This is a genomic window from Allorhizobium sp. DMC15, from assembly GCF_056314065.1.
Genome location: NZ_JBQUZB010000002.1, coordinates 746,527 through 759,157 on the forward strand (window position 1 = coordinate 746,527; position 12,631 = coordinate 759,157).

The following is a 12,631-nucleotide window of genomic DNA, read 5'->3' on the forward strand; positions in this document are numbered from 1 at the left end:
GCTTTCATGACCGAAGCATCCGTAAAACCGACACCCGTCACCGTTCTCACCGGCTATCTCGGGGCAGGCAAGACAACACTCCTCAACCGTATCCTGTCGGAAAACCACGGCAAGAAATACGCGGTGATCGTCAATGAGTTCGGCGAGATCGGCATCGACAACGACCTGATCGTCGAGTCGGACGAGGAAATCTACGAGATGAACAATGGCTGCGTCTGCTGCACCGTCCGTGGCGACCTGATCCGCGTCGTCGAAGGCCTGATGCGCCGCCCCGGCCGCTTCGATGGCATCATCGTCGAAACGACGGGCCTTGCCGATCCGGTTCCCGTCGCCCAGACCTTCTTCATGGACGACGATGTCCGCGCCAAGACCGAGCTCGACGCCGTGGTGGCGCTTGTTGATGCCAAACACCTGCCGCTGCGCCTCAAGGACAGCCGCGAGGCCGAAGACCAGATCGCCTTTGCCGACGTCGTGGTCATCAACAAGGCCGACCTCGTCAGCCACGACGAACTGCATCAGATCGAACACATCGTCCGGGCGATCAATCCGTCCGCCCGCATCTACTCGACCACCCGCTCCGGCGTCGATCTCGCCAAGGTGCTCGACCAAGGCGCGTTCAACCTTGAGCGCGCACTGGAAAACGATCCGCACTTCCTGGACCACGATGATCCGGATCACGTCTGCGGCCCCGATTGCGACCATGATCACGGCCACCACCATCACCACGATCATCATCACCATGATCACGACCATCACCACCATCATGGCCATGATCACCACCATCACGACCACGGTCCGTCACCGATCCATGATGTGACGGTGACCTCGGTGTCGCTGCGCGGCGGTGAAATGAATCCGGACCGCTTCTTCCCCTGGATTCAGAAGGTGACCCAGACACAGGGGCCGAACATTCTGCGTCTGAAGGGCATTATCGCCTTCAAGGGGGATGAGGAGCGTTATGTCGTTCAGGGCGTGCACATGATCGTCGAGGGCGACCATCAGCGTCCGTGGAAGGATGGCGAGAAGCGCGAGAGCCGCCTGGTCTTCATCGGCCGCGAGCTCGACCGGGAAAAGCTGGAAGCGAGCTTCAAGGCCTGCCAAGCCAACGCCTGATCGAGGGCGTTGCAGCGCCCTCCCCGCCTGACCTCTGCCTGAAAGAAAGCCTGTTCTTATGCCCACCGTCGCGCCGCTCGATATCGAAGGTCACGTTGTCTCGACCCATTTTCTCGGAGACATACCGGTCTTCGCCGCAGCGAGCGGCGCCATTCACCGGCTGGATGGCGGCGAGAAGGTAACGGAGGCCAACGCCGGGCTGCTGACCTGTGTCAAGGACCCCGCGAACCAGACGCTGCTGACTGGCGGCGAAGATGGCCGTGTGTTGCGGGTAGCCCATGATGGAACCGTGACCGAACTCGCCCATGTACCACGCAAGTGGATTTCGGTGGTGGCTGCCGGACCGCAAGGGGCGATCGCCTATGCCGTGGGCAAGTCCACCCTTGTCCGTCTCGCAGACGGCACGACCAAGGAGTTCACCGAAGAGCGCACGGTCGAGGCCATCGACTTTGCACCCAAGGGGTTGCGCGTCGCCGTCGCCCGCTACAATGGCGTCACACTGCATTGGGTGGGTACAGCGGGTGCGCCCGTCGACCTCGAATGGAAGGGCGCGCATACCGGCGTCACCTTCTCGCCGGACGGCCGCTTCGTCGTCACGATGATGCAGGAAAGCGCCCTGCACGGCTGGAAGCTCGACGGAAAGGGTTCGGACACCCGCCACATGCGCATGACCGGCTATCCTGCCAAGGTGAAATCTCTGTCGTGGTCGCCCAAGGGAAAGTGGCTCGCCTCATCCGGCGCCCCGGCCGCTATCGTCTGGCCATTCTCCGGCAAGGACGGCCCGATGGGTAAGGCGCCTCTCGAGCTTGGGACACGTGCCAACATCATGGTGACCAACGTCTCCTTCCATCCTGCGGAAGAAGTGCTCGCCATCGGCTTCATCGATGGCATGATCCTGGCTGTCCGGATCGCCGACGGCAAGGAGGCGCTGCTGCGTCGTCCCGGCAAAGGCGCGATCACGGCAATGGCCTGGAGTTCGAGTGGCAAGCTGCTGGCTTTCGGCTCGGAAGCAGGCGACTGCGGCGTCATCGACATCGCCGGCTGATTGAACAAAGCTGCCAAGCCACCGCCCTTAATTGCGTGCATTCATTGAGATTTTTAGCCTGCGATAGCAAAATAGGCTAAAATTCGCATATTCGCGTTCATCGAACACTTACCTTAACCGTGCGGTAGTAATTTAACCTCTTATTTGAGGGGGCGGACAAGAGACACAAAGCCGTGTTCGCGGGAAGAGGAATTAGTCCTTAGAATTTTTGTTTCAAACAAACAGACGACGGCAGGCCCCGCCCTGGCGCGCAGACGCGTGCGCGCCGCGATAGCCACGCCGTTCTCGTCAGCGGGCCGTCCATGAACCTCAATCTGAAAATCGTCGTCACGGCAGCGGGCCTCGCCCTCGCTGCCGGTATCGTGGCCGTCGCAGGGATCGGAGCCAAAACCCTGCAGACACTCAAGGTCAATGGTCCGATCTATAAAGAGATCGTCGATGGCAAGGATCTGATCGCCGATATCCTTCCACCACCCCTCTACCTCATCGAATCCTATGCGCTGGCCAATGAGACCGTCCTTCATCCTGATACGGCCGGCGTCAACATTCCCCGTTTCGACGCCCTCCAGAAGGCTTATCAGGAGCGTCGGGACTACTGGAAGACGTCGACGCTACCCAATGATCTGCAGGCCCAGCTCTACGACAAGGTGCTGACCAAAGGTGACGTCTACTGGAGCACGCTGCGCGACGACTATCTGCCCGCGCTGCAGGCCAACGATGAGAGCGCTACCAAGTCGGCTCTGACCCGATTGAAGACGGAGTTTCACGACCACGAAGTCTCCGTCAATGAACTGGTGGCAATGGCGACAGAGTATCTGGTCGACCGCGAAAAGTTTGCAGCGGAGGAAAGCGCAAGCCGTGAGCGCCTGCAACTGGTCCTCGGCATCCTGCTGATCGGTACGGCACTGGGTACCGTCTTCTTCATCCACAGACGCGCCTTGAAGCCTCTGGGCGAGATCACCGAATACATGACGCGCATGGCGGAAGGCGACCTACAGACAGTCGTCCCGCATGCCGGAAGGAAGGACGAAATCGGTCATATCGCGACGGCGGTCGAGGTCTTCCGCCAGGCGGGTCTCGAAAATCAGCGCCTGCAGTCGGAGACGGAGGCTGCACGCTCGGAGGTCGACCGCCAGCGCGCGGCGCGAGACCAGGATCGCATGATCGAAGCCGAAGCCCTGAGATTTGTCATCGAAGCCCTCGGTGCCGGCCTGCATCGTCTTGCAGAATGCAACATCCGCATCACGTTGGATGAAGCCTTCGACGCCCGGTTTGAGCCGCTGCGTCAGGACTTCAACCACTCAATCGCCACCTTCCAGGCCACCCTTGAAAAGGTACTGGAGGAAACGCGCCGGCTGCTCGAAAACAGCCAGGAGATGCGCGATGCATCGAGCAATCTCGCAACCCGCACCGAGCAGCAGGCCGCAGCCCTTGAGCAGACCTCGGCAGCGCTGGAGCAGGTGACGGCGACCGTCCGCTCTTCGGCGGAACGCACCCACGACACCCGTGAACTCGTCCGCGAGGCGAAGAACTGTGCCGAAGCCTCCGGCGCTGTGGTCAGCTCCGCCGTCTCGGCCATGCAACGCATCGAGTCGGCATCCTCCGAAATCGGTCAGATCATCGGCGTCATCGACGAGATCGCCTTCCAGACCAACTTGCTCGCGCTCAACGCAGGCGTTGAGGCGGCGCGGGCCGGCGATGCCGGCAAGGGTTTTGCCGTGGTGGCACAGGAGGTTCGGGAACTGGCACAGCGTTCGGCCAATGCCGCGCGCGACATCAAGGGATTGATCCAGAAATCGAGTGTCGAGGTATCCTCAGGCGTGCAGCTTGTGGGCGAGACGGGCACAGCCCTGACGCAGATCGGCGACTATGTGAGCCGCATCGACACCAATGTTGACGCAATCGCCATCGCGGCACGCGAGCAGGCCGTCGGGCTGCAGGAGATCAGCACCGCGATCAATAGCCTCGACCAGATGACACAGCAGAATGCGGCCATGGTCGAAGAGACGACGGCGATCAGCCACACACTTGCGGAAGGAGCGGTGGAGCTTACCTCGCTGGTCAACCGGTTCCAGCTCAACCGCCGCAGCGTCTCCCGCGAGGGCATGACATCATCGGCGCTTGCCAACCACGCAGCATCGGCCGCCTGAACTCTCAGACGTCGGAAATGCAAAACGCCCGGCTGTCCGAAAGGATAGCCGGGCGTTTCATTGGATCAGACCGATCAGAACTTCACGGCGAGGCCGACGTTCACGACGTGCTGGTTGAAGTCGACATCCGCACCGCCCAGCGTGCCGCTACCGAAGTCGTTGTAGCGGTATTCGAGGCGGGTGAAGACGCGGTCGGTCACGGCGTAATCGACGCCACCACCGATGGTCCAGCCGTGCAGCGTGTCGTCGTCGCTACCACCAGCGCCGTCAGCTTCGATGTTCGTGCCCGTGTAACCACCGGCTGCGTAGAGCAGCGCGCGGTCCATGGCGTAACCGATACGGCCGCGAGCCGACCAGTTCATGCCGCTCTTGACGTCGGCGCCGAGGACGGTCTCTTCGTTCCAGTCGTAGTTGAGGTCGCCTTCAAGACCGACGACCAGCTGGTTGCCGAGATCCCAGTTGTAGCCGACGAAGCCACCGAAGCGAGCACCGTCGAAGCTTTCGTCGACGCCGGCAACTTCGCCGTCACCCCAGCCGTACCCGGTCAGGATACCGGCATAGCCACCAGCCCACGAGAACTGCGGCGCGGTTTCGACGGCAACCGGCGGCTCTGCGGGAGCTTCGTAGATTGCGTCCGCAGCAAAGGCCGAAGTCGAAATTGCCACAGCGGCGGCAGATCCGAGAAGGAAGGTTTTGAACATATGAGTCACTCCTGTTTACGAGGTCGCTTATATCACCATCCCAGGATTGTTTGTGTATTAATTATACAACACAACAATACAAACCTGTACGGTGCGTGAGTTCCCGCCCGTGCGATGGACTCGCCGGACCCAGCCGCAAAAGTCCCCAGGTGCTAGATGGTTCCCAAACTGGACCGAAAAATGTCCAAGCGTCACACAACGGCGTGAACCCGTGGCAGAAGCGCCACGCCCGCCGAATGAAAAAAGGGCGACCGCCGCGGCGATCACCCTCTTCATTCCGCAGGAATTCGTAGTTTTCAGAAGCGGTAGGTGACACCGGCGCCGATGAGCCACGGATCGAGCTTCGCCTTGCCGGTATAGGTCGTACCGCCAATCGTCGTCTCATATTCCGGACGCAGGAAGAGCTTCTTGACGTCGAAGTTCACACCCCAATGATCGTTGACCATGTAGTCTGCACCGACCTGCAGGGCGGCACCGAAGCTGTCCTTGACATTGAGGTCGCTCGCGGCAGCACCGGACTGGTTGTAGAACATGGTGTAGTTCACACCGGCGCCGACATAAGGCTTGAAGGCTCCGAAATCGGTGAAGTGATATTGCAAGGTGAGCGTCGGGGGCAGAACCCAGGTTTTGCCAATCTTGCCGAGGCCCGCGATCGTGTCGTCGCCGTAGATATTGGCATAGGTCGTGCCGAGAATGAGTTCGGCAGCGATGTTATCCGTCAGATAGTAGCTGATATCGAGCTCGGGGATGACGCTGTCGCTGTAGGACAGCCCCGAACCAGGGATCTGGTCGACTGAACCGGAATCATTCGTGATGACACCGAGACCGCGGACACGAACCTGCCAGGGGCTCTGCGCCTCGATAGCGTCCATCGTCGCCTGCGGGACCGGTTCCTGCGCGGGCGCGAGATCCGCAGCCATCGCCGCCGGAGCGACGAGCATCAGAAGTGCGGTGGTGGCAAGGGCGCGTTCGCGCAGGGGGCGGGCGGCAGTCATGGTCTCTCTCCTTAAACATCGGTTTTGGCAAAGCCACCCGCAGGTAAAGGCTGCACCACCATGTTCGGATTGAGCTAGATCAATAGGTTAGCAATCCCGAACAGAGAACTGTCTGTACGGGGCAACTGTGGCATGGAAGCCACGGCCAGGCTTGACGATTGGGAAAACGGACGCTCGGCACAGGGCGGCAAGACGCGACGCAGCATCCCGACAAAATCACGCCCGGCCCGTCATCGACGGAGACCGGGCCCGACTCGCGGCGGTGGATCCTTCAGAACTTCAGGCCAATCCCGGCCTGTACGACATGCTGGGTAAAATCGATATTGACGGGGCCGATATCGACGCTGCCGTAATCGGTGTAGCGATATTCGGCGCGGGCGAAGAGGCGATCGTTGATCGCGTAATCCACACCCGCCCCAACGGTCCAGCCATTCATCGTCTCGTCGATCGAGACCCCCGTGTCATCATAGCTGAACTGCGTGGCCGCCCATCCGCCGGCGGCATAAACAAGCGCGCGCTCCGCAGCGTAGCCGATACGACCACGAACAGCACCCTGGATGTTGGTCCCGAACGTTTCGGTCCCGTCCTCGCGCTCGTTCCAGTCGTAGCCAAGGTCAGCTTCGACACCGACGATCATCGAAGAGCCGAGGTCGACATTATAGCCGGCGAAGCCCCCGAAGCGGCCACCGTCGAAGTCGATGGTACCCGTGACGCCGCCGGCCGCCGCATCGCCCTCGCCCCAGCCGTACCCGCCCTGCAACCCGACATAACCCCCAGCCCAGGAAAACGACGAGGCTTCGATTGCTTCGGGTGGCGACGCCGGTGATACCTGAACCGCATCGGCCGCCTGCACCGTCCCGCTGACGAGAAGCGCCAGCGCAACCCCACTCGGCATGACTTTCCACATTCCCAATCTCCCTCATCATCACATCCCGCACATCCGGTTGCGGCGACATTAGAAAAGGGACGAGAGCACCGACAGTCCAATCTCTGCAGGTATCTCTCGGGGTCGCAGGTGGGCGACCCCGATTTCCGGCCTTGGCAAACAGCAGGAGTGGAAAGCTGCGCCCAGATCAGGCGGCGCGGCGAAATGTCGTCGGCTGCGACAGCTTGCGGCCGGATGCGACAACCATGCCGGCGGCTCCTTCAAGCCAGCCGGGCACGAGTTCCAGCGCCAGGAAGCGGTCGCGCGCGAAAGGGCCCGGCATGACGAGATGCTGCGTCTTCGCGGCAAAGAAACCGAAACGCTCGTAATAGGGTGCGTCGCCGACCAGCAGCACGGCACCGTGACCACACTTCTTCGCTTCCATCAGGGCAGCACGCATCAGCGCAGCACCGATGCCCTTGCCCTCATGCGCCTGGTCGACAGCGAGCGGTCCGAGCAGCAGAGCGTCGATCGCTTTACCCTCACGGCTGACGCCGGCTTCGACGTTCCACAGGCGCACGGTTCCAATAACGTGGCCATCGCGGTCGCGGGCAACAAAAGCCAGTCCCTCCGCCGGGACCCGGTTGCGGCGGATCTTCTCCGACGACTTCTTGCGACGATCCGCGCCCATGGCACGGTCGAGCAGCGCCTCGCGGGCGACGACGTCGGCCGGAGTTTCGGTATCGATGACGAATGCAGGCGCCGGCGCGAAAAGCGCGCGCATGCTGGTCAGAACAGCGGCCATTCTGGCCTCCTATCCCAAGCGATGACGATGATTGTGAAGGTCCGTGCCGGTTGGCCGGCACGGGAAACGTCAGATGACGTAGGACTTCAGCGGGTCGAAGCCGTTGAACGCCACCGCCGAATAGGTGGTGGTGTAGGCGCCGGTGCCCTCGATCAGAACCTCGTCACCGATCGAAAGCGAGATCGGCAGCGGATACATGTTCTTCTCGTAGAGCACGTCGGCCGAATCGCAGGTCGGGCCGGCGATGACGCAGGGCTCCATGGCATCGGCGTCACGGACGGTACGGATCGGGTAACGGATCGCTTCGTCCATGGTTTCGGCGAGACCGCCGAACTTGCCGATGTCGAGGAACACCCAGCGGTGCTCGTCATTGTCCGACTTCTTCGAGATCAGGACGACTTCCGCCTTGATCACGCCGGCATTGCCGACCATGCCGCGGCCCGGCTCGATGATGGTCTGCGGGATGTTGTTGCCGAAGTGCTTCTTCAGCGCACCGGTGATTGCACGACCATAGGCTTCCGCCGACGGGATGTCGCGCAGATACTTGGTCGGGAAACCGCCACCCATGTTGACCATCTGCAGGTGAATGCCCTGCTTGGCGAGCGACGAGAACACGCGCTTGGCATCGGCGAGTGCCGAATCCCAGGCATCGACCTTGGTCATCTGCGAACCGACATGGAACGACACGCCGAAGGAATCCAGGCCAAGCTGGTGTGCATAGACAAGCACGTCGACGGCCATCTGCGGCACGCAACCGAACTTGCGCGACAGCGGCCATTCTGCACCTTCACCATCCGTCAGGACGCGGCAGAATACGCGGGCGCCGGGAGCGGCACGCGCGATCTTCTCGACTTCCTCATGGCTGTCGACGGCATAGAGGTTTACGCCGAGCGCATGAGCGCGGGCGATGTCGCGTTCCTTCTTGATGGTGTTGCCGAACGAGATGCGCGAGGCATCCGCGCCGGCATCGAGTGCCATCTGGATTTCGGCAACGGAAGCGCAGTCGAAGTTCGAGCCGAGCGAGGCCAGGAGCTGGAGGATCTCCGGCGCCGGGTTCGCCTTGACTGCGTAGTAGATGGCGCTGTCCGGCAGGGCATGACGGAAGGCACCGAAATTGTCGCGCACGACGTCGAGGTCGACCACGAGGCAGGGACCTTCGGGACGTCGGGTGTTGATGAAGTCGAGGATGCGAGCAGTGGTCATCGATGTAACCTTCCATATTCCAGCGATACCCGAAGCGGCCAAGCTTCGGATGGACAAAGGACGGCGAGACATCGCTCGAAACCAGTCGGTGGAGACACCGGTACCGTACGAACGCTCGACGCGCGAAACGATGGATGAACGCACTCTTGCCTGAGCGCATAAATCCGCTTTGTCTGCCATGGATTGGAGGGAGACCCTACCGCACTTCCGGCAATGATGGTGTGCCTCTTCAGTACCCCGGCTGATGGAAAGCCGGCAGAGAACCAGAAAGGCCCGCACCGTCGTTGCTTCAAGATGTCCTCGCATTTCCCGGTTGGCCGGAATAGCGACTGGAGGGGTTAGTTCCAGGTACCTTACCGATGACCTCACCTTAGGGATAAATCCCAGTTCGAGGGTCGGCGGACACCCACAGGCACGTGCGACTTTGGGCAAGCACGGAGATAAGAAAGGCGGCCGTCATAATCAAGCGTTTTTTTGACCTGAGCGCCAAGTTTTTGGGGGGCTTTCGCGATATCTGTTGAACGAACAGGCCCTAGTGTTCACAATCATGAAAGACAGGGAGACCGACAGCCTCATGGACACACTCACCCGAATTCGCGCCTTCATCGACGTGGTGGAAGCCGAAGGCTTCTCCGCAGCAGCCCGCAAGACGGGCCGATCAAAGGCGCTGCTTTCCAAGTATGTCCGTGAATTGGAAGACGAATTGGGCGCGCTGCTGCTCAACCGCACCACCCGGCAGTTCTCCATGACCGAGGCGGGCCACACCTATTATCGCACGGCCGCCGACATCCTGAAGGAGATCGACAACCTGGCCGATCTCGTGCGTGAGAACAATGCGGACCTCAAAGGCAAGCTCAAGGTTACCCTGCCGCGCACCTTCATCGACGCGGAAATCGGCCAATCGCTGATCGATTTCGCCAGCGAAAATCCGGAACTGGCGCTCGAAATCGTGGCCGAAGACCGCTTCGTCGACCTGATCGAAGAGGGTTTTGACCTCGGGATCCGAATCACCAAGCTGGACGACTCAGGCATGATCGCCCGCAAGCTCTCCGATTTCCGCATCTATGCCTGCGCGACGCCGGATTTCGTCGCGGCCCATGGACCGCTTGCGCATCCGAGCGAACTCTCCCGCCTGCCCTTCCTGATCGACACCAATTCCCGCTCGCACAACAGCGTTCGCTTCGTCGAACCCGAAGACGGCGCGACAATCTCCGTCAGTGTCAGCGGCCCGATCGAGGTGAACAGCCCGCAGGCGACACTGCGTGCCGCCCGCGCGGGCCTTGGCATCGCCATGATCCCCGACTTCATCGCCCGCCCCTATATCGCGTCGGGTGAACTCGTCTCCCTGTTCGACGATTTCATCCCGAAGGATCGCGGCATCTATGCCGTCTATCCGCATCGTCGCTATCTGCCGGCCAAGGTGCGCGCCTTCGTCGACTATCTCCACGCATGGTTCAAGCGCTATTCCTGACCGCCGGGTGGAACAACGGGTCCCATTTTCGTCCCAATCGTCGGGCACGGAGGGCACCCGGAACGGAACGCGGGAAGGTCGACTTACATGCGCGGATGCCTTGGATACGCAGTAACAGCGCTCGGACTGTTGCTCGCCACGCCCGCCTGGTCGCACCCTCACATCTTCGCCGAGGCAAGGCTCGAGATCGTGGCGGCCGACGATGGCACCGTCAAGGAACTGCGCAATGTCTGGCGCTTTGATGACGTCTTCTCATCCAGCGTTCTCATGGACTTCGACAAGAACAGCGACCTGAAGCTCGACCACGGAGAATTGCAGGAGATCGCCCACACGATCCGGGAATCGCTCGGCGACTACAGCTATTTCACCTTCATATCCAAGGACGGCGCCTCGTCCGAGGTGGCAAAGCCGGATGTCTTCAATGTCGACTACAAGGACAACCAGCTCCTCGTCTTCTTCATTGCCAAGCCGAAGACGCCATTGAAGATCGGTGGCCGGATGAATTTCGGCGTCTACGATCCGACCCTTTATACGGCCATCGACTTCGCCAAGGACAGTGACATCGTCGTTGAGGGCAAGGCCTTCGCCGCCTGCAAGCATCAGGTCGTGCGGCCGGATCCCGACCAGGTCATCGCCCAGAACCAGTCGAACCTGACGGAAGCCTTTTTCAACGACCCCGCCGGCACGGACATGGGCAAGCTCTTTGCGACCCGGCTGGAGCTGACATGCTGAGGCGCATCCGGGAGCACAAAGCTGTACCCATCGTGCTGATGCTCGGCGCTCTGCTTCTTGCTTCGGGCATCGCCCATGCCGCCTCTCCCCTCGGAGTGGGCGCGGCCGAGCCGTCCTACCAGCCGGCAGGCGGCCCCTTCGCCCATCTCCTCGTCTGGATCAACACACACCAGCAGGCTTTCTACCGATCGCTGACCACCGCTCTGAAGGCCATGCGCGAAGACCCTTGGGCACTGGCGACCCTTGTCGGCCTTTCGTTCGCCTATGGTGTCTTTCACGCCGCCGGCCCCGGCCACGGCAAGGCAGTTATCTCGTCCTACATGCTGGCCAATGAGATCGAACTGAAACGCGGCGTGCTCGTCGCCTTCGTCTCGGCCCTGCTGCAGGCAGTTGTCGCGATTGCCGTTGTCGGTTCGGCCTATTTCGTGCTGCGTGGCACCGCGATCACCATGACCGTCGCGACCCAGGCACTGGAGACGGCGAGTTACGCCATGATCGTCGCCTTCGGCGTCTGGCTCCTGATCCGCAAGTTGCGGGTCTCCTTTGCCCCTGCCCTGCGCCGTCCGGAGACGGCATCATCACTGTTCGACGGACCCGCAGCCACCATCCCCGGGCCGGGCGTCACGGCATCGCTCTTCGCCACTGCGGACACACAGATCACGTCGCCAAAAGACGGCTCCGTCGCACAATCGCGCTTCCGCGCAGACGCCGTCTCCCACGATCACGACGCGCTGGCCCCGGGATCCGTCTGCCATGAATGCGGCATCACCCACGCGCCGGACCCGGCGCTGCTGCGCATGAGCGTTTTCGGTCTGCGTGATGCCTGGTCTGCGGTGATTGCCGTGGGCCTGCGCCCCTGCTCGGGCGCGCTTTTGGTCATGACCTTCGCACTGCTCAACGGGCTGGTGCTCGGGGGCGTCCTGTCCGTATTTGCCATGGCGCTCGGCACGGCCATCACGGTCTCAGTTTTGGCAAGCCTTGCTGTCGGCGCCAAGGGCCTGGCACTGAGGCTGTCCGGCCCGGGTTCCCGACGGGCGGGCATGGTGGCCAGCGGCATCGAGGTCGGCGCCGCCGTTCTCGTCATCCTGCTGGGCGCCCTGCTCCTCGCCGCAAGTGTGCAGGGCTGAGCCGCCGCCCGGCTTAGTCGTTCTCTTGGCTGCGCTGATAGCGTGAGCGAAGCCAAAGGATGAGGAACATCGCCATCAGGCCGATAGCACCGACGAAGGCCCCGAGTTCCGGCGAATAAGCGCCGATCCCCAACACGATGGTCGGCAGGAGCAGCATCAACCCGACGACCACCGCAACGACGATGGCCGCAGAGACGGCCGGAGACTTCGGAGCGCCAGAAGGCGTGCTGCCTTCGGCAGGCGGCCGGCGCTTCGGTGCCGGGAGGAAACGGAAGGCATAGACGACGAAACCGATGAGCACGCAGATCCCGACGGAATAGGCGACCGTCGTGTTGAGATAGCTGCCATAGGCGAGCGCTGCGACGACCAGCACCGTGCCGACGTTCAGGATGATGCTGAAGATGTTCTTTTCCAAGGGGCGTCT

Annotated in this window: 12 protein-coding genes; 6 read left to right on the top strand and 6 right to left on the bottom strand. The window is 61.7% G+C overall.

Translation table 11 applies throughout. The features are described 5' to 3' along the window. Positions 1-6: 6 nt before the first annotated feature. From ACT53S_RS12180 to ACT53S_RS12190, 3 genes are all read left to right on the top strand, one after another. Positions 7-1,113 carry a CobW family GTP-binding protein gene (locus tag ACT53S_RS12180; RefSeq protein WP_476067165.1) on the top strand — a complete coding sequence of 369 codons (1,107 nt, stop codon included), beginning with the start codon at positions 7-9 and terminating at the stop codon, positions 1,111-1,113. Between the two features lie 58 nt (positions 1,114-1,171). Next, positions 1,172-2,158 carry a WD40 repeat domain-containing protein gene (locus ACT53S_RS12185; RefSeq protein WP_476067166.1) on the top strand — a complete coding sequence of 329 codons (987 nt, stop codon included), beginning with the start codon at positions 1,172-1,174 and terminating at the stop codon, positions 2,156-2,158. Between the two features lie 302 nt (positions 2,159-2,460). Further along, on the top strand, positions 2,461-4,308 hold the full coding sequence (locus ACT53S_RS12190; protein ID WP_476067167.1) for a methyl-accepting chemotaxis protein: 1,848 nt from the start codon (positions 2,461-2,463) through the stop codon (positions 4,306-4,308). Between the two features lie 74 nt (positions 4,309-4,382). Here the strand turns inward: ACT53S_RS12190 and ACT53S_RS12195 are convergent, their stop codons facing one another. The 5 genes from ACT53S_RS12195 to odc2 all read right to left on the bottom strand — a co-directional run bounded on the left by ACT53S_RS12195 (position 4,383) and on the right by odc2 (position 8,877). Further along, entirely contained in the window at positions 4,383-5,009 is a 627-nt protein-coding gene (locus tag ACT53S_RS12195; protein ID WP_142071793.1) for an outer membrane protein, read from the bottom strand. A gap of 296 nt (positions 5,010-5,305) precedes the next feature. Next, positions 5,306-6,004 carry an OmpW/AlkL family protein gene (locus ACT53S_RS12200; RefSeq protein ID WP_476067168.1) on the bottom strand — a complete coding sequence of 233 codons (699 nt, stop codon included), beginning with the start codon at positions 6,002-6,004 and terminating at the stop codon, positions 5,306-5,308. A gap of 271 nt (positions 6,005-6,275) precedes the next feature. Then, a complete protein-coding gene (locus ACT53S_RS12205) occupies positions 6,276-6,911 on the bottom strand; it encodes an outer membrane protein (protein WP_113376425.1) in 636 nt (211 codons plus the stop codon). Between the two features lie 166 nt (positions 6,912-7,077). Further along, complete coding sequence (locus ACT53S_RS12210) at positions 7,078-7,674, bottom strand: GNAT family N-acetyltransferase (protein WP_476067169.1); 597 nt, start codon at positions 7,672-7,674, stop codon at positions 7,078-7,080. A 69-nt stretch (positions 7,675-7,743) separates the two neighbouring features. Continuing rightward, positions 7,744-8,877, bottom strand: a complete 1,134-nt coding sequence (gene odc2 / locus ACT53S_RS12215; protein WP_142071800.1) for an ornithine/lysine decarboxylase — start codon at positions 8,875-8,877, stop codon at positions 7,744-7,746. A 574-nt stretch (positions 8,878-9,451) separates the two neighbouring features. Here odc2 and ACT53S_RS12220 point away from each other — a divergent pair. The 3 genes from ACT53S_RS12220 (at position 9,452) to ACT53S_RS12230 (ending at position 12,207) form a co-directional block, all read left to right on the top strand. After that, the gene (locus ACT53S_RS12220) at positions 9,452-10,348 is read left to right on the top strand and encodes a LysR family transcriptional regulator (protein WP_476067170.1); all 897 of its coding nucleotides are present in this window, start codon (positions 9,452-9,454) and stop codon (positions 10,346-10,348) included. An 87-nt stretch (positions 10,349-10,435) separates the two neighbouring features. Beyond that, on the top strand, positions 10,436-11,080 hold the full coding sequence (locus ACT53S_RS12225; RefSeq protein ID WP_476067171.1) for a DUF1007 family protein: 645 nt from the start codon (positions 10,436-10,438) through the stop codon (positions 11,078-11,080). Next, on the top strand, positions 11,074-12,207 hold the full coding sequence (locus tag ACT53S_RS12230; RefSeq protein ID WP_476067172.1) for a nickel/cobalt transporter: 1,134 nt from the start codon (positions 11,074-11,076) through the stop codon (positions 12,205-12,207). The genes ACT53S_RS12225 and ACT53S_RS12230 overlap by 7 nt, the downstream gene beginning before the upstream one ends. 13 nt (positions 12,208-12,220) lie before the next feature. On the opposite strand, the gene ACT53S_RS12235 is transcribed toward ACT53S_RS12230, so the two are convergent. Further along, positions 12,221-12,622, bottom strand: coding sequence for a hypothetical protein (locus ACT53S_RS12235; RefSeq protein ID WP_476067173.1), 402 nt, complete (start codon positions 12,620-12,622; stop codon positions 12,221-12,223). Positions 12,623-12,631 lie beyond the last annotated feature (9 nt).

What these genes read in the sequence shown, in the direction of transcription:
- ACT53S_RS12180 (WP_476067165.1), top strand. Translation starts at nt 7, where the DNA reads ATGACCGAAGCATCCGTAAAACCGACACCCGTCACCGTTCTCACCGGC.
- ACT53S_RS12185 (WP_476067166.1), top strand. Translation starts at nt 1,172, where the DNA reads ATGCCCACCGTCGCGCCGCTCGATATCGAAGGTCACGTTGTCTCGACC.
- ACT53S_RS12190 (WP_476067167.1), top strand. Translation starts at nt 2,461, where the DNA reads ATGAACCTCAATCTGAAAATCGTCGTCACGGCAGCGGGCCTCGCCCTC.
- ACT53S_RS12195 (WP_142071793.1), bottom strand. Translation starts at nt 5,009, where the DNA reads ATGTTCAAAACCTTCCTTCTCGGATCTGCCGCCGCTGTGGCAATTTCG.
- ACT53S_RS12200 (WP_476067168.1), bottom strand. Translation starts at nt 6,004, where the DNA reads ATGACTGCCGCCCGCCCCCTGCGCGAACGCGCCCTTGCCACCACCGCA.
- ACT53S_RS12205 (WP_113376425.1), bottom strand. Translation starts at nt 6,911, where the DNA reads ATGTGGAAAGTCATGCCGAGTGGGGTTGCGCTGGCGCTTCTCGTCAGC.
- ACT53S_RS12210 (WP_476067169.1), bottom strand. Translation starts at nt 7,674, where the DNA reads ATGGCCGCTGTTCTGACCAGCATGCGCGCGCTTTTCGCGCCGGCGCCT.
- odc2 (WP_142071800.1), bottom strand. Translation starts at nt 8,877, where the DNA reads ATGACCACTGCTCGCATCCTCGACTTCATCAACACCCGACGTCCCGAA.
- ACT53S_RS12220 (WP_476067170.1), top strand. Translation starts at nt 9,452, where the DNA reads ATGGACACACTCACCCGAATTCGCGCCTTCATCGACGTGGTGGAAGCC.
- ACT53S_RS12225 (WP_476067171.1), top strand. Translation starts at nt 10,436, where the DNA reads ATGCGCGGATGCCTTGGATACGCAGTAACAGCGCTCGGACTGTTGCTC.
- ACT53S_RS12230 (WP_476067172.1), top strand. Translation starts at nt 11,074, where the DNA reads ATGCTGAGGCGCATCCGGGAGCACAAAGCTGTACCCATCGTGCTGATG.